Below are 15,606 nucleotides of genomic sequence, written 5' to 3' on the forward strand. Positions count from 1 at the left end.
TATTTATATCGTCGGGCGGGATTTGCAAGCAAAACCGGTCAGTGGCGCGCGATCTCCATCAGGAAGCGTTCGCCATAGGCCTCCAGCTTCTTGCCGCCGACGCCGCCGATGCGGCCCATTTCGGCCATGCTGGAGGGTCGCGCCGTAGTCATTTCGCGCAAGGTGCTGTCGTGGAAGATGACGTAGGGCGGGACCTGCGCTTCGGCGGCGAGCTCGCGGCGCAGTTCGCGCAAGGCCTCGAACAGCGGATCGCCCACGGGATTCGCCTCGTCGCCACCGCGCCGCCCGCGGCGCTGGCGCTTGGGTGGGACGACGATGGCGACCTCGCGCTCTCCTTTCAGGATCTCGCGCGCGCTGCCACCCAGGGCTAGGCCGCCGTGTTCCGTCGGCAGCAAATCGCCGCGCGCCTGCAGCGCTCTTCCCAGCGGTTGGAGCAAGCGTGCCTCCTCGCCTTCGACGATGCCGTAGACGCTTAGCCGGTCATGGCCCTTCGAGCGGACACGTTCGTCCTCTGCCCCGGTGAGCACCTTCTGCAAATGGCCCATGCCGAAGCTCTGTCCGGTGCGGTAAACGGCGGACAGCAGCTTGCGCGCCAGCTCGGTCGCGTCCGTCACGTCCGGCGCATCGAGGCAATTGTCGCAATTGCCGCAGGTTGCTGGCGGGTCCTCCCCGAAATGGCGCAGCAGCACCGCGCGGCGGCACTCCGGCGTTTCCACTAGCGCCGCCAGCGCATCGAGGCGCGCGCGCTCGGCGTTGCGGCGGTCCTCGTCCACTTCGGCGAGCCGCATGCGCGCGGTGGCGAAATCGCCCGCGCCCCAGAACATGGTGGCGGCCGAAGGATCGCCGTCGCGGCCTGCGCGGCCTGTTTCCTGGTAGTAGGCCTCGATCGACTTGGGCACGCCGACATGCGCAACAAAACGCACGTCGGGCTTGTCGATCCCCATGCCGAAGGCGACCGTGGCGACGATCACCATGTCCTCGCTCGCCACGAAAGCGGCCTGGTTGGCAGCGCGCGTCTCGGGATCGAGACCTGCATGATAGGGCAGGACCGATCTACCGGTCGCGGCGGCAAGCTTCTCGGCGAGGTCCTCCACCTTGCGGCGGGTCGGCGCGTAGACGATGCCTGGACCCGGCCGTTCGCTCATCAGCGTCGCCAGCTGGCGCACCGGATTGTCGCGGTGGCGGATCGCGTAGCGGATATTCGGCCGGTCGAAGCCAGCGAGGACCAGCCCGTCTTCCGGAATGCCGAGCTGGGTGAGGATGTCCGCGCGCGTCTGCTTGTCGGCGGTCGCCGTCAGCGCGAGGCGCGGCACGTCGGCAAAGGCGTCCATCAGCGGGCGCAGCATGCGGTAGTCGGGCCGGAAATCATGGCCCCATTCGGAGACACAATGCGCTTCGTCGATGGCGAACAAGGCGAGGCGTGCCGAAGACAGGAAATCGCGGAATGCCGGCTGGCTCGCGCGCTCGGGCGCGACATAGAGCAGGTCGAGCTCGCCCGCGCGGAAGGCGTCCTGCGTCTCGCGCCAGTCGGCATCGGCGCTGGTCAGCGTGGCGGCGCGAATGCCGTTGGCCTGCGCGCTTCTGAGCTGGTCATGCATCAGCGCGATCAGCGGGCTGATGACGACGCATGTCCCCTCGAGCATGACGGCGGGAAGCTGGTAGGTGAGCGACTTGCCCGCACCCGTCGGCATCACCGCCAGCGAAGATTGCCCGGCAAGCGTGCGCTCGACCACCTCGGCCTGCCGCCCGCGGAAATCATCGAAGCCGAAGGTCGCGCGCAGCGTTTCGCGCGCGTTCGGCATATCGAGGACGGGACTGGAGGCCATGCCTCCTGTTGCCAGATGGTCGCGCTCGCGCAAGCTGGCGACCATGCTTTTTCCCTTGGCGTGAGGCCAAAGGTGCGATTAACCACGCCGCACATACCATTCGAGGAGAATAATCTATGAAATTCCGTCTTGCCGCCGCCACTGCCGCTTCGCTTGCCCTCGCTGCTTGCGGCAGCGCCGACGATGCTTCGACCGAGGCCGAGGCCAACACCGTCGAAGTCGCCGCAGACGAAGCGATGGAGCCGGTGACCGAAGAGCCGGTCGAAGATCCCGCAGCCGACATCGAGGAAGGCACTGCCCCGACCGCAGCCGAAGCGGCTTCGGTCGAGGAAGCAGGCGACGAAGCTGCCGCAACGGCTGCCGCCGCGCTCGACGCGATGGCCGACGACAGCCAGTAATCCGGTACAGGCAGGGCGCGGGGTCACTTGCCCCGTCGCCCTTGCCGTAACGTCCTTTGCTGCACCTGAAAGGAGGGATAGCCTGATCCCGTTGAAGCGACTCGCGCCCCTCCTTTTGCTGGCCTCGCCGATGCTGGCAGCTTGCGATTCCTCGGCAGGCGAAACGCCGATGCCGCCGGTGACGCAGCAGGAGGAAGATGCACTCGAGGATGCGGAGGCGATGCTCGAGGAGCAGCGCAATCCACCCGAGACGGTCGCCACTGAAGGAGAGAGTGAGTGAGCACCCCCAATCCCGGAATGGACCAGGACACCTTCGACCAGTTCCTAGAGCAGCTCGAACGCTATGTCCGCGAGCGGCTGATCCCGGCGGAAAAGGACGTCATCGAGAACGATGCCCTGCCCGAGGAAATCGTCTCCGAGATGAAGGAAATGGGCCTGTTCGGCCTGACGGTGCCCGAAGAACACGGCGGGGCAGGGCTGAACGTCACGCAATATGCCAAGGTCGTGCAGACCATGGCCTATGCCGCGCCCGCCTATCGTTCGATCTTCTCGATCAACGTCGGCATGTTCAATTCCGCGATCAAGAATGGCGGCACGGCCGAGCAGCAGGCCGAATGGTGGCCGCGCATTGCAGCCGGCGAGATCGCCTGCTTTGGCCTTACCGAGCCCGGCAGCGGCTCGGACAGCGCTGCGATGCAGACCATGGCGAGGCCCGATCCCGAGGGTAACGGCTGGATCCTCAACGGCACCAAGCGCTACATCACCAACGCCCCGCACGCCGACGTCGGCCTGATCATGGCGCGCACCGAAAAGGAAGCGCTGCCCAAGAACGCCCATGTCAGCGCCTTCATCGTCCCGATGGATACGCCAGGTGTTTCGACCAGCAGCCCCGACAAGAAGATGGGGCAGGCGGGCAGCCATATCTCCGACGTCATGCTCGACGACGTGCATGTCCCGGGTGACGCGCTGCTCGGCGGCGAGACCGGCAAGGGCTTCCGCTTCGCCATGATGAGCCTCGACAACGGGCGTATTTCGGTCGGCGCGGCCAGCACGGGCTATGCCCGCCGCGCGCTCGACAGCGCGATCAAATACGCCAACGAGCGGCAGGCCTTTGGCGAACCGATCGCCAATTTCCAGCTGATCCAGCAGATGCTCGCGGAAAGCTGGACCGAGATCTACGCAGCCGAAGCGATGATGGCGGACGTCACCGCCCGCGTCGACCGGGGCGAGGATACGGTGAAGGAAGCGGCGGCCTTCAAGGTCTTCGCCTCCGAAATGTGCGGCCGCGTGGTCGACCGCGTGGTGCAGGTCTATGGCGGTGCGGGCTATCTCGCCGAATACGACGCCGAACGCTTCTTCCGCGATGCGCGCATCTACCGGATTTACGAGGGCACGACGCAGATCCTCCAGCTGCAGATCGCCAAGCGGATGCTGCGCGAATATGCGGCGAGCGTCTGAGGCGTGTACGGCCTTCTCAACGACCTGAGCATCATCGAGGCCTCGAGCTTCGTCGCTTCCCCTACGGCCGGCCTTTACTGCGCGCAGATGGGCGCCGAAGTGATCCGCGTCGATCACAAGGAGGGCGGGCTCGATTACGACCGCTACATGCTCACGAAAGAGGGCCGCAGCCTGAGCTGGGAGAACCTCAACCGGGCGAAGAAGTCGGTCGCGCTGGACTTGAGGAGCGGCGAGGGGCGCGAGCTGCTCGTCGAACTGTCGGCCAAGACCGGCAATCTCATCACCAACCTGCCTGAAAAGAGCTTCCTCTCGCACGAGGCCGTCGCGGCGAACTGCCCCGATCTCGTTAGCGTGCGCATCATGGGCTGGCACGACGGGCGGCAGGCGATGGACTTCACCGTCAATGCCGCCAGCGGATATCCGCTGATGTGCGGGCCGGAGGAATGGGACGAGGCAACCGCGCCGCCGGTGAACCAGGTCCTGCCCGCGTGGGATTTCATCACGGGTGCCTATTGTGCTTTTGCGCTGATCGCAGCGATCCGCCACCGTGATCACACGGGCGAGGGTAGCGAACTGCGCGTGCCCCTGGGCGATGTCGCCATCGGCACGGTCGCCAACAGCGGGGCCATGGCCGAAATGCTCTATCGCGGTGCCGACCGCGAGCGGCTCGGAAATGCCATCTGGGGCGCGTTCGGGCGCGATTTCCGCAGCCTCGACAATACGCGCTTCATGGTGGCCGCGCTGACGCCCAAGCAATGGACCGGCCTCGTAAAGGCCTTCGGTGTCGAGGAAGAAATCGCTGCGCTGGAGCAGGAATGCGGCGTGCGCTTCGCCGATGGCGACCGGCCGCGCTTCGAACATCGCCACGCGCTGTTCGACCTCTTCCAGTCGCGCGCCGGGACGATGGACTGGCCCGAACTCGAGCGCCGTATGGGCGAGCAGGGCTGCACATTCGAGCGCTATCGCACGATGCACGAGGCCGCGAACGATCCGGTGCTGGTGGACGAAAACCCGCTCTTCACGCGCACGGCCGCGAACCCCTCGGGCTTCGAGTATCCGGCCACACGCAGCTTCGCCAATATTCCGGGGCGCGAGGCCGGCGGTCCGGCCCCTGCACCCTATCTCGGGCAGCATACCGAGGAAGTGCTCGCAGACCGTCTCGGCCTGTCCTCGGGCGCGATCGGCAAGCTCGTCGACCGCGATATCGCCCGCCTATCCGATGCTTGAACATTTTTGGGACTAATCCATGACTGAACTCCGCCGCGTCGCCATCTGCAAGCCGCTCCGTACGCCGGTTGGCAAGTTCCTCGGCAGTCTTGCCCCGCTCGAAGCCGGCGCGCTGGGTGCGGTGATCATCAAGGCGCTCGTAGAGCGTTCGGGCATCGATCCTTGCCGTGTCGACGACGTGGTATTCAGCCAGGGCTATGGCAGCGGCGAAGCACCCGCCATCGGACGCTGGAGCTGGCTTGCCGCCGGCTACCCGATCGAGGTTCCGGGCATGCAGCTCGACCGGCGTTGCGGCTCGGGCCTGCAGGCGGTCGCCACCGCTGCGATGATGGTCCAGACGGGTGTCGCCGACTGCGTGCTCGCCGGCGGCGTCGAGAGCATGTCCAATGTCGAGCACTACACCACCAAGGCCCGCCACGGTGCGCGCATGGGCGACATGGTGCTGTGGGACCGCCTGACGCGCGGCCGTCTTCTCAGCCAGCCGATCGAGCGCTTCGGTGTCATCACCGGCATGATCGAGACGGCGGAAAATCTCGCCAAGGATTACGACATCAGCCGCGAGGCGTCGGACGAGTTTGCCGTGCGCAGCCACCAGAACGCCACCCGCGCATGGGCCGAGGGCAAGTTCGACGAACAGCTGGTACCGGTGGAAATCCCGCAGCGCCGCGGCGATCCGGTTCTTTTCGCGAAGGACGAGGGCTTCCGTGAGGATGCGAGCATGGAGACGCTCGGCAAGCTGCGCGCCATCGATTTGAAGCGCGATCCCGACGCCATCGTGACGGCAGGCAATGCCAGCCAGCAAAATGATGCGGCCGCAGCCTGTCTCGTGGTGGCCGAAGACAAGGTCGAGGAACTCGGCCTCGAACCGATCCTGTGGCTCCATTCGTGGAGCGCGGCGGGCTGCGATCCCAGCCGCATGGGCATCGGCCCGGTCCCGGCGGTCGAGCGGCTTTTCGCAAGGAACGGTCTCGGCTGGGACGACATCGGCCTGATCGAACTCAACGAGGCCTTCGCTCCGCAGGCGCTCGCCGTGCTGAAGGGCTGGGGCTTCGCCGAGGACGACAGCCGCCGCGAGATCGTGAACGTCAACGGCTCGGGTATTTCGCTCGGCCACCCGATCGGCGCGACGGGCATCCGCATCCTCGCCGATATGGCGCACGAAATGCAGCGCCGCGAAGTGCGCTACGGCCTCGAGACCATGTGCATCGGCGGCGGTCAGGGCATGGCCGCCGTGTTCGAGCGCGCGGCCTAGTCCAGCCGGTACTCCGCGATCGGCTCGATCACGCCATAGGTCTCTTCGCGCGGCTCGCGGCCGAGGTCGGGAAACTCGATCTCTGCCGGATCGACATGCATGTCGGGCAGCCGGTCGAGCAGGTCGCGCACCAGCGTCAGCCGGCCAAGCTTCTGGTCGTTGAAATCGACCAGCGTCCACGGGGCATGGGCCGTATGCGTGCGCCTCAGCATTTCCTCGCGTGCCTCGGTATAGGCGTCGTATTTGTCGCGTGCGGCGAGGTCGATCGGTGACAGCTTCCAGCGCTTGAGCGGATCCTCCAGCCGTTCGCGCAACCGTTCCTCCTGCCTCTCCTGGTCGGTGCCGAGCCAGTATTTGAACAGCAGGATGCCATCGTCGACGAGCATCTTCTCGAAGGTCGGCACCTGGTCGAGGAACTGCTCGACCTGGGCATCGCTGGCAAAGCCCATGACCTTCTCGACGCCTGCCCTATTGTACCAGCTGCGGTCGAACAGGACGATCTCGCCCTTGGTTGGCAGGTGGTCGACATAGCGCTGGAAATACCACTGGCCCTGCTCGTCCTCGGTCGGCTTGCCCAGCGCGACGACATGGCATTGTCGCGGATTGAGCTTCTCCGAAACCGCGCGAATCGCGCCGCCCTTGCCCGCCGTATCGCGCCCTTCGAAGATCACCACGATGCGCTGCCCGGTGACGCGCGCCCATCGCGCCATGGCCACCAGCTCCTCGCGCATGGGTTCGAGTGCGGCTTCGTATTCTTTGCGTTTGATGGGCAAGGGCATCTCCCGATTTGTATGGCGCCGACAAAGCTACTATCTAACGCAGTGATATGGCTACGCTAGCAGAACCCGAACACGATTTTTCGAAGCTTCCCGAATTGCCGGACGATGTCTTCACTGCGCCGCTCAAAAAGCCGGAGCATGTGGGCGACGACTGGCTCGAGCCGAAGCAGACCGAATACGACAGCGAAGACGACGCGATCTGGGACGATCTGTTCAAGCGGCAGATGCAGATGCTTCCCGGCCGCGCGGCGACCGCTTTCATGGAAGGCACCGAGAAGCTCGATCTCGGCCGCGGCGGCGTTCCCGAATTCGGCAAGCTGTCCGAAGAACTCGACAAGCTGACCGGTTGGAGCGTGGTTCCGGTGCCCATGCTGATCCCCGATCACGTGTTCTTCTGGCACCTCGCCAACCGCCGTTTCCCGGCAGGCAATTTCATCCGCACGCGCGAGACCTTCGACTACATCCAGGAGCCCGACGTGTTCCACGATGTCTTCGGTCACGTGCCGATGCTGACCGACCCGGTCTATGCCGATTACATGCAGGAATATGGCAAGGCCGGCTGGAAGGCGATGCGCTACAACCGATTGAAGGCGCTGGGGTCGCTCTACTGGTACACGGTCGAATTCGGGCTGATCGAGGAAAAGCCCGGCGACATCCGCGCCTATGGTGCGGGCATCCTCTCGGGCCCGACCGAGGTGGTCTATTCGGTGGAGGCGGAAAGCCCCAACCGGATCATGCTCAACGTCGATCGCGTGATGCGTACCGATTACGTGATCAGCGATTTGCAGCCGACCTACTTCGTGATCTCGAGCTTCGAGGACCTCTACCGCCAGACGGTCGAGCGCGATTTCGACAAGCTCTACAAGAGCCTCGGTGCGGGCTTCACCTATGCCAACACTGCGGTGATCGACGTCGACTACGTGGTCAATCGCGGGACGCTCGAATACACGCTTCGCGGCGGGCGCGGCAGCGGCGCGAAGCCGGTCTAGCCGTCTAGAGTGGAACCGGGTCCCGCAGGGCCCGGCAAGGGTGACCGCCCCCCCCAGCGGGTGCAGCTTGCTGTACGTATAGCGAGGACGCGCCGACGGAGGTCGGTGCGCTAACGAAAAAGGCTCCGGATCGCTCCGGAGCCTTTTCTCTATTCCCGAAGGAAATCTCTGGCTTACATGCCGTCCATTTCGTCGGCAGCTTCTTCGCCAGCGTCTTCGACGGCGTCAGCCTTGTCTTCCATGGCTTCGACAGCTTCTTCGGGTGCACCGGCGTCTTCCATGGCTTCAGCCTGGGCGTCCAGCTCCGATTCCATTGCTTCAGCCTGGTCTTCCATGGCTTCTTCCTGCGGGCCGTCGCATGCAGCGAGACCGAGGCTCATGGCAGCAGCCGAAGCAATAAGAGCGGTTTTGGTGAACTTCATCGGTATTCCCCTTTTACAGTCGATTGAAGAGCCCGTCGCGACCTCGCGACCATTCCCAATCATGGCAAAAATGTGGTTCGCGCGCATTTGTTCCGGTCAGGCCATCAAAAAAGGGCCCCGGATCGCTCCGGAGCCCTTCGAATTCCGTTAGGAATGGCCTGACTTACATGGTCTCGTCGACCACGTCTTCCGCATTCTCTTCCATCGCATCGGTCTGATCGTCGAGAGCGTCGGCCTGGTCTTCGGTAATTTCACCGGCTTCTTCCATGGCGTCGACCTGTGCGTCACGCACGTCTTCGGTCGCTTCGATTTCGTCTTCCGCCTGGTTTTCGGCTGCACTGTCACATGCTGCGAGGCCGAGGCTCATGGCGGCGGCCGAAGCGACGAGTGCGGTCTTGGTGAACTTCATTGTGTTTTCCCCTTTGAGAATGGAGCACGGAAAGAATTGACCGGGCCCCGGATGGATTGAAAGCGTCGGTAAGCGCTCAGCGAAAAGCCCGTTCGCGCACGACATTGTACAAAGCGACTACGGCGATGGCGCCCAAGGCGGCCCACAGGAGCGTCGATGCCTTGATGGCACCGAGAAAAACGCCTCCTGACGTGACCAGTCCCACACCCAGCGAACCGACGATACCGGCAACGACATTGCGAAGAATGCCGCGTCCGTCCTCGATCTGCAGGGCGATCGTGGCCAGCCATCCCAACAGGGCGCCGGTAACGATCAGGATTATGAGACCCATCTAGTCTTCCTTGCGGTTTGCACTTGCACAATAAAAGCGGAGTGCGGCGGAAGGTTCCGGGAATGTGACTAAAAAGTGTCCGGTACGGGGGGAATTTCCGGCTTAGAGGAACGCCAGCAGGGCAACGCCGAGAAGGACGCGGTAGACCACGAAAACCAGCATCGAGGCCCTTTTGAGGAAGTTCATCAGGAACATCATCGTGGCGAGCGCGGTGAAGAAGGTCAGCACGCCAGATACCAGCGCGTCCTGCTGCATCTGCGCGGTCGCTTCGGACAGGTCGAAGGCGGCGAGCAGGCCTGCACCGGCTACGGCGGGGATTGCCAGCAGGAAGGAAAAGCGGGCCGATTCCACGCGCCCGTAACCCAGCGCGCGCGCGGCGGTCATCGTGGCGCCCGAACGGCTGGTGCCGGGAATGAGCGCCATGGCCTGCGCGAGCCCGACGAGGATCGCATCCTTGAGGCTCATGTCCTCGTAGGCCTTGGTCTGTTTCCCGAACCGATCGGCAAGACCCAACAGGATGCCGAAGACGATGAGGTTGGTGGCGACGAGGTCGGTCGAGCGGAAGCCTTCGAGATAGCCACCCATCTTGATGAACAGTCCGGCGAGAACAGCCGGGATCGTCCCGATGACGATGAACCAGAACAGCCGGCGCTGTTCGTCGTCCTTGCCGAGGCCCACGCTGGCGAAACCGCCGCGGGCTAGACCCATCACTTCCTTGCGGAAATAGAGGATGATCGCGAGCAGCGAGCCGACGTGCACGGCAACGTCGATCAGCGGACCCTGGTCGGGAAAATCGGTCAGCTTCGGGATCAGGATGAGGTGTCCCGAGGAAGAGATCGGGAGGAACTCGGTGATGCCCTGGACGATCGCGATGATCAGTTCTTGGAGGAAAGTCATGGGGCGTGGGAATTGGCAGAACGGCTTGCCAAGTCAATAAAAACCCCGCCGACCATTGGCCGGCGGGGTTCCACTCCTCTCTCTTGGAGCTCGTCTTACCAGATCTTGATGCGCTCTTCGGGCGGCAGGTACAGCTCGTCCTCGGGGCCGACATTGAAGGCGTCGTACCACGCGTCGATATGGCGCACCGCGTTGTTGAGGCGGAATTCGCCCGGCGGGTGGTTGGCGGTCATCACGCGGTTGCGCAGCGATTCCTCGCGCTCCATTCCGCGCCAGATCTGCGCGAAACCGAGGAAGAAGCGCTGGTCGCCGGTCAGGCCGTCGATCACCGGGGCCTCCTCGCCGTTCAGCGAGAGCTTGTAAGCCTGGTAGGCCATCTGCAGGCCGACCACGTCGCCGAGCGTCTCGCCCATCGACTGGCCGCCGCGCAGGCAGACCGGGCCTTCCGCGCTTTCGACCGGGCAGTAGGATTCGATGAACTCGGCCATGCGGGCGGTGTACTGTTCGAAGCCGTCGCGGTCTTCGTCCTGCCACCAGTTGCGCAACGTGCCCTCGGCATCGAACTGGCTGCCCTGGTCGTCGTAGCCGTGGCCGATCTCGTGACCGATCACCGCGCCGATACCGCCATAGTTCACGGCCTCGTCCGCTTCCGCGTTGAAGAACGGCGGCTGCAGGATCGCTGCGGGGAAGACGATGCGGTTGGTGAGCGGCGAGTAATAGGCGTTCACCGTCTGCGGGAACATGCCCCACTCGGTCGGATCGACTTCGGTACCGAGACGCTTGCGGTTGTCCTCGACGTTCCAGGCACGCGCATTCATCGCATTGCCCAGCGGGTCGCTCGGATCGATCTCGAGGCCGTCATAGGTCTCGAACTCGTCGGGGTAGCCGATCATCGGGGTGAAGCCGTTGAGCTTGGCACGCGCCTGCTCGATCGTGGCGGGCGTCATCCACTCGTTGCGGTCGAGGGCAGAGGACATGGCACGCTGGAGGTTGGCCACCAGCGTATCCATCCGTTCCTTGCTTTCGGGCGGGAAATAGCGCTCGACATAGAGCGCGCCGAGCTGTTCGCCGAGCGCGCTTTCCACTGCCGAAATGCCGCGCTTCCAGCGATCCTGCTGCTGTTCGCGGCCGTTGATCGTGCGGCCGTAGAAATCGAACACGGTCTCGTCGAGCTCGGTCGAAAGCAGCGCTGCGTTCGAGCCGAGGAAGCTCTTGGCCATATAGGCCTGCAGCGTCGGCAGCGGGGTCTCGGTCAGCAGCTGCATCATGCCGGGCAGGCCGCCACCGATCATCGCCTTCTGCTCGTCGGTGAGCTTCTCGTTGGCGATTTCTTCGTCGGTCGGCGGAAGCTGGCGGGCGAGGAAACGGGTCTCGCCGTCGAACTTCGATGTCGCAAGCAGCGTTTCGATCGGGAAGTCGCCGGCCATATCGGCCAGTTCTTCACGGGTGAGCACGTTGTAGGTCAGCTGCGGACGGCGCAGCATCTGGCGCGCCCATTCGAGCTCGGCGACCTTCGTTTCGAAGGCGTAGACCGATTCCGCAGCGTCGCGCGCATCGGCATAGCCGGCGGCACCCAGTACGGTGGTGAGATAGTCGAGATAGGCCTCGCGGATCTTCAGGTTGCTTTCCGAATCGACGAGGTAATAGTCGCGGTCGGGCAGGCCCATGCCGTCGAAGCCGATGCTGACGGCATACTGCGTCGGGTTGCGCGCATCGATGCCGACGCCTGCGCTAACGAGCGAGGGGTAGCCCGGCGTGCCGAACAGCTTGACGAGATCATCGAGGCTTTGCGCGCCGAAGATCTGGTTGAGATAGGGCTGGGCGGGCGCGAGGCCCGATGCGTCGATCGCCTCGACATCCATGTAGGAATTGTAGGCATCGACGATGCGGCGGGCTGCCGTACCGGGCTCGGGGTTGGAGGCGGCCAGGTCGTTCACCAGGCGGCGGACATCGTAGATTGCCTCTTCGCGCAGCATGTCGAAGGCGCCGTAGCGCTGGCGGTCGCCGGGAATCTCGTTCGAGGCGATCCAGATGCCATTGACGTAGGCGTTGAAATCGTCGCCCGGATCGACGCTCTGGTCGATCAGCGAAGTGCCGACACCCCAGGTGCCGAAGTCCATGGTGGGTGCGGTGCTTTCGGCTTCCGCTTCCTCTGCGACGGCAGGTGCCGCCATCATCAGGGCAAGCGCGGATGCGCCCGCGGCGAATAGTGTCCTAGTCATCTGGTAACTCCCGGTAATGTCCGGTCCGGCGCCTTCCCCGGGCGCGCGGAACCTCGTGCAGTCTGGCTAGCAGATCGGAAGCAAAGGAGTCGCCGCTCGTCGGGCGAAGCGCGGGCTTGGTCGAGGAATCAGGCCGTTTCGGTGCCGAATTGCAGCTGCGCAAGCCGCGCGTAGAGCCCGCCATTGGACGAAAGCTGGTCGTGCGTACCCTGCTCTACGATGCGCCCGTCTTCCATCACGACGATGCGGTCCGCGGCGCGCACGGTCGCAAGACGGTGCGCGATGACCAGCGTGGTGCGGTCTTCCATCAGGTTCTCGAGCGCGTCCTGTACGAGCCGTTCGCTTTCGGCATCGAGCGCGCTGGTGGCCTCGTCGAGCAGCAGGATCGGCGCATCGCGCAGCAGCGCGCGGGCGATCGCAATGCGCTGACGCTGGCCGCCGGAAAGCTGCGTGCCGTTCTCGCCGAGGTGCGTATCGAGGCCCTGCGGCAGGTTCTCGAGGAATTCGGCCGCATTGGCAGCGCGGGCTGCGGCCCAGACCTGCTCGTCGCTCGCCTCCCAGTTGCCGTAACGCAGGTTGTCGCGCGCATTGGCGGAGAACAGCACGCCTTCCTGCGGGACGAAAGCGATGCGCTTGCGGATCTCGGCGGGGTCGGCCTTGGTCAGGGGGATGCCGTCGAGGCGCACCGTGCCGGCCTGCGGGTCGTAGAACCGCTCGGCAAGCTGGAAGATGGTCGACTTGCCTGCGCCCGAGGGGCCGACGATGGCGACCGTCTCGCCCGGTTCGACCTCGAGGCTGAAATCCTCGAGCGCGGCGGTTTCGGGCCGCGTAGGATAGCGGAAATCGACATTGCGGAACGAAAGGCTGCCGCGCGGCGGCACGGGCAGCGGCATGGGCTTTTCGGGCGCGGCGATCTCGGGCGTCTCGTCGAGCAGTTCCGAGAGGCGACTTGCGGCACCCGCAGCGCGAAGCAGGTCGCCATAGACCTCGGTCAGTGCGCCGAATGCACCGGCCACCAGCGCGGATGCGAAGACGAAGCTGACGATCGTGCCGTAGGTGATGGCGCCGTCATTGGCGGCTTCCGCCCCGCGCCAGACGAGCACGGTGATGCCGCCGAAGATGAACAGGATGATGCAGGCCGTCAGTGCCGCTCGGATGATGATCCGGCGCTTGGCGACGGTGAAGGTGCGTTCGACCGTGTCCTCGAACCGCGCATGCTCGCGGCTCTCCTGGTTGAAGCCCTGCACGATCTTCATCGCAGAAAGCACCTCGGTGACATTCGCGCCGATATCGGCAACGCGGTCCTGGCTGGTGCGGCTGACCTTGCGCAGCCGACGGCCGAACAGCGTGATCGGGATCACGATCAGCGGGATGATCAGCACTAGGCCGATGGTCAGTCCCGGCACGAGATAGAACAGGTAGGCGGTGCCGCCGATCGCTACGAGCACATTGCGCAGGGCTACAGATACGGTGGTGCCGACCATGGTTTCGATCAGCGCGGTGTCGCTGGTCATGCGGCTGGAAATTTCCTTGGGGCTGTTCACCTCGTAAAAGCCCGGCGCGAGGCGCAGGAGGTTCTGCTGCACGCGTTTGCGGACATCGGCGACCACGCGCTCGCCCAGCCAGCTGACGAAGTAGAATCGCAGCGCCGTACCCAGCGCCAGCACACCGACGATGGACAGCAGGACCTCGAACCAGAATGTGAGCTGCGAGCCATCGCCGCCCATGCCCTGGTCGACCACGAACCGGAGCCCGGCCGGGATCGCCAACGTCGCGCCTGCGGTGATGATGAGCGCGACCAGAGCCATCGCGACATGACCGGGATAATTGCGCATTTCGGCAAAAACCATGCGCAACGGCCGCAGCGTACGCGGCTCGCTCTTGCGTCGCCGCGCGAACAGCTTGCGCTTTTTCTTCTGTCCGGCGCCCGTCTCGTCCATTCCGCCCACCTAGTGTGCGCGTTACCCAAAATCCACAGCAGAGCGGCCTTACCGGCACTTTTACCCAGTTTGTGCATTGCACAATGACGATCCACGGGGCAGAACCCCCGTCCGACTTTCTCCCGCAAAGAAAATAAAAAGCGCGGGCCGCAGGGGACGAGAATGCTTTACCACGCCTATGAACTGCAGCGCAGCTGGCTTTCGAGCGCCAGCACCTGGGCCTCCATCGGTGCCGAGATGCTGTCCAATCCAGCGCTGCCATTCGGTTACATGGGCATGGGTCCCGTCGCCGCGAGCGCGCTCGACGTTTTTGCCCACGCCACTGCCACCTATGGCAAGCCCGCATGGGGCATCGAAGAGGTCGAAGTGGACGGCAAGCACCACGCGGTCGAGGAAGCGACCGTGCTGAACAAGCCCTTCGGCGATCTCAAGCGCTTCCGACGCGATGACCTGCCCGAGGATGCGCCGCGCCTGCTGGTCGTCGCGCCGATGAGCGGACACTACGCGACGCTGCTGCGCGGCACGGTCGAGCGGATGCTGCAGGAATACACGGTCTATGTCACCGACTGGGCCGATGCGCGCAATGTGCCGCTGCACGAAGGGCATTTCGACCTCGACGATTATATGGACTACGTGATCGACTTCCTCGAGCACATCGGTCCCGGCGCGCATACCATGGCCGTTTGCCAGCCCTCGGTCCCGGTGTTCGCCGCGACCGCGATCATGAACCGCGATAAGCATCCCTGCACGCCGAAGACGCTGACCATGATGGGCGGCCCGATCGACACGCGCTGTTCGCCCACCAGCGTCAACGATCTCGCGATGGAACGCCCGATCGAGTGGTTCCGCCAGAACGTGATCGCCACTGTCCCAATGCAGTATCGCGGCTCCGGACGCCGGGTCTACCCCGGCTTCATGCAGCTTGCCGGCTTCATGAGCATGAACCTCGGCAATCACATGATGAGCCATTATGAGATGTTCAAACACCTCACGGTGGGCGACGAGGCAAGCGCGCAGGCGACCAAGGATTTCTACGACGAGTATCGCAGCGTCTGCGACATGACCGCGGAGTTCTACCTGCAGACGGTGCAGGAGGTCTTCCAGGACCACGCGATCCCCAACGGCACCTTCATGCACCGCGGCAAGCGCATCGACCTTGGCGATATCACCCAGACCGCGCTGCTCGCCATCGAGGGCGAACGCGACGATATTTCGGGCCTCGGCCAGACCAAGGCCGCGCTCGACCTGACGCCGAACCTCAAGGACGCGAAGAAGCGCTACTACATGGCCGAAGGCGCCGGGCATTACGGCATCTTCAATGGCAGCAGGTGGCGCGACAAGATCGCCCCGGTGGTCGAGGAATTCATCGCCGCGCACGGGTAGGGGCGAATCCGGCCCTTATTCGGGAAAACCCCGCTAAAAGAACGGCTTGTCGGTGCTTTTGCGAAAGGCGCCG

General features: G+C 64.3%; 15 protein-coding genes. 7 read left to right on the plus strand and 8 right to left on the minus strand.

Annotated elements, in window-relative coordinates:
- Positions 1 to 38: 38 nt before the first annotated feature.
- Positions 39 to 1,826: a DNA helicase RecQ gene (recQ, locus tag K3163_RS01990; protein ID WP_221553942.1), complete on the minus strand. Its 1,788-nt coding sequence runs from the start codon at positions 1,824 to 1,826 to the stop codon at positions 39 to 41.
- 116 nt (positions 1,827 to 1,942) lie between these two features.
- Between recQ and K3163_RS01995 the strand changes: the two genes are divergently transcribed.
- The 5 genes from K3163_RS01995 (at position 1,943) to K3163_RS02015 (ending at position 6,161) form a co-directional block, all read left to right on the plus strand.
- The gene (locus K3163_RS01995; RefSeq protein ID WP_221551566.1) at positions 1,943 to 2,224 is read left to right on the plus strand and encodes a hypothetical protein; all 282 of its coding nucleotides are present in this window, start codon (positions 1,943 to 1,945) and stop codon (positions 2,222 to 2,224) included.
- A gap of 130 nt (positions 2,225 to 2,354) precedes the next feature.
- Complete coding sequence (locus tag K3163_RS02000) at positions 2,355 to 2,504, plus strand: hypothetical protein (protein ID WP_221551568.1); 150 nt, start codon at positions 2,355 to 2,357, stop codon at positions 2,502 to 2,504.
- A gap of 17 nt (positions 2,505 to 2,521) precedes the next feature.
- On the plus strand, positions 2,522 to 3,682 hold the full coding sequence (locus K3163_RS02005) for an acyl-CoA dehydrogenase family protein (protein ID WP_221553943.1): 1,161 nt from the start codon (positions 2,522 to 2,524) through the stop codon (positions 3,680 to 3,682).
- Positions 3,683 to 3,685: 3 nt separating this feature from the next.
- Positions 3,686 to 4,909 (plus strand): CoA transferase, encoded by a 1,224-nt coding sequence (locus K3163_RS02010; protein WP_221551569.1) that lies wholly within the window; start codon positions 3,686 to 3,688, stop codon positions 4,907 to 4,909.
- A gap of 19 nt (positions 4,910 to 4,928) precedes the next feature.
- Complete coding sequence (locus K3163_RS02015; protein ID WP_221551578.1) at positions 4,929 to 6,161, plus strand: acetyl-CoA C-acetyltransferase; 1,233 nt, start codon at positions 4,929 to 4,931, stop codon at positions 6,159 to 6,161.
- Here K3163_RS02015 and ppk2 read toward each other — a convergent pair.
- Positions 6,158 to 6,934: a polyphosphate kinase 2 gene (gene ppk2 / locus K3163_RS02020; protein ID WP_282098276.1), complete on the minus strand. Its 777-nt coding sequence runs from the start codon at positions 6,932 to 6,934 to the stop codon at positions 6,158 to 6,160. The genes K3163_RS02015 and ppk2 overlap by 4 nt on opposite strands.
- A 53-nt stretch (positions 6,935 to 6,987) precedes the next feature.
- Between ppk2 and phhA the strand changes: the two genes are divergently transcribed.
- Positions 6,988 to 7,929 (plus strand): phenylalanine 4-monooxygenase, encoded by a 942-nt coding sequence (phhA, locus tag K3163_RS02025; protein WP_221551582.1) that lies wholly within the window; start codon positions 6,988 to 6,990, stop codon positions 7,927 to 7,929.
- A gap of 173 nt (positions 7,930 to 8,102) precedes the next feature.
- Here the strand turns inward: phhA and K3163_RS02030 are convergent, their stop codons facing one another.
- The 6 genes from K3163_RS02030 to K3163_RS02055 form a co-directional block, all read right to left on the minus strand.
- Positions 8,103 to 8,351, minus strand: coding sequence for a hypothetical protein (locus K3163_RS02030; protein ID WP_221427027.1), 249 nt, complete (start codon positions 8,349 to 8,351; stop codon positions 8,103 to 8,105).
- 163 nt (positions 8,352 to 8,514) lie between these two features.
- On the minus strand, positions 8,515 to 8,760 hold the full coding sequence (locus K3163_RS02035; RefSeq protein WP_221427026.1) for a hypothetical protein: 246 nt from the start codon (positions 8,758 to 8,760) through the stop codon (positions 8,515 to 8,517).
- Between the two features lie 76 nt (positions 8,761 to 8,836).
- Positions 8,837 to 9,091, minus strand: a complete 255-nt coding sequence (locus K3163_RS02040; protein WP_221427025.1) for a GlsB/YeaQ/YmgE family stress response membrane protein — start codon at positions 9,089 to 9,091, stop codon at positions 8,837 to 8,839.
- 102 nt (positions 9,092 to 9,193) lie between these two features.
- Positions 9,194 to 9,988, minus strand: a complete 795-nt coding sequence (locus tag K3163_RS02045) for an undecaprenyl-diphosphate phosphatase (RefSeq protein ID WP_221427024.1) — start codon at positions 9,986 to 9,988, stop codon at positions 9,194 to 9,196.
- 95 nt (positions 9,989 to 10,083) lie between these two features.
- On the minus strand, positions 10,084 to 12,210 hold the full coding sequence (locus K3163_RS02050; RefSeq protein WP_221551584.1) for a M13 family metallopeptidase: 2,127 nt from the start codon (positions 12,208 to 12,210) through the stop codon (positions 10,084 to 10,086).
- A gap of 128 nt (positions 12,211 to 12,338) precedes the next feature.
- Complete coding sequence (locus K3163_RS02055; RefSeq protein ID WP_221551587.1) at positions 12,339 to 14,150, minus strand: ABC transporter transmembrane domain-containing protein; 1,812 nt, start codon at positions 14,148 to 14,150, stop codon at positions 12,339 to 12,341.
- A 162-nt stretch (positions 14,151 to 14,312) separates the two neighbouring features.
- On the opposite strand from K3163_RS02055, the gene K3163_RS02060 reads away from it, so the two are divergent.
- Positions 14,313 to 15,533, plus strand: coding sequence for a polyhydroxyalkanoate depolymerase (locus K3163_RS02060; RefSeq protein WP_221551589.1), 1,221 nt, complete (start codon positions 14,313 to 14,315; stop codon positions 15,531 to 15,533).
- Positions 15,534 to 15,606 lie beyond the last annotated feature (73 nt).

The sequence above is a fragment of the Qipengyuania xiapuensis genome (assembly GCF_019711395.1).
GTDB classification, from domain to species: domain Bacteria; phylum Pseudomonadota; class Alphaproteobacteria; order Sphingomonadales; family Sphingomonadaceae; genus Qipengyuania; species Qipengyuania xiapuensis.

Coding starts and splice junctions, on each gene's coding strand:
- K3163_RS02040 (WP_221427025.1), bottom strand. CDS start 9,091: ATGGGTCTCATAATCCTGATCGTTACCGGCGCCCTGTTGGGATGGCTG.
- phhA (WP_221551582.1), top strand. CDS start 6,988: ATGGCTACGCTAGCAGAACCCGAACACGATTTTTCGAAGCTTCCCGAA.
- K3163_RS02035 (WP_221427026.1), bottom strand. CDS start 8,760: ATGAAGTTCACCAAGACCGCACTCGTCGCTTCGGCCGCCGCCATGAGC.
- K3163_RS01995 (WP_221551566.1), top strand. CDS start 1,943: ATGAAATTCCGTCTTGCCGCCGCCACTGCCGCTTCGCTTGCCCTCGCT.
- K3163_RS02045 (WP_221427024.1), bottom strand. CDS start 9,988: ATGACTTTCCTCCAAGAACTGATCATCGCGATCGTCCAGGGCATCACC.
- K3163_RS02050 (WP_221551584.1), bottom strand. CDS start 12,210: ATGACTAGGACACTATTCGCCGCGGGCGCATCCGCGCTTGCCCTGATG.
- K3163_RS02030 (WP_221427027.1), bottom strand. CDS start 8,351: ATGAAGTTCACCAAAACCGCTCTTATTGCTTCGGCTGCTGCCATGAGC.
- K3163_RS02000 (WP_221551568.1), top strand. CDS start 2,355: ATGCTGGCAGCTTGCGATTCCTCGGCAGGCGAAACGCCGATGCCGCCG.
- K3163_RS02005 (WP_221553943.1), top strand. CDS start 2,522: ATGGACCAGGACACCTTCGACCAGTTCCTAGAGCAGCTCGAACGCTAT.
- recQ (WP_221553942.1), bottom strand. CDS start 1,826: ATGGCCTCCAGTCCCGTCCTCGATATGCCGAACGCGCGCGAAACGCTG.
- K3163_RS02055 (WP_221551587.1), bottom strand. CDS start 14,150: ATGGACGAGACGGGCGCCGGACAGAAGAAAAAGCGCAAGCTGTTCGCG.
- K3163_RS02015 (WP_221551578.1), top strand. CDS start 4,929: ATGACTGAACTCCGCCGCGTCGCCATCTGCAAGCCGCTCCGTACGCCG.
- K3163_RS02060 (WP_221551589.1), top strand. CDS start 14,313: ATGCTTTACCACGCCTATGAACTGCAGCGCAGCTGGCTTTCGAGCGCC.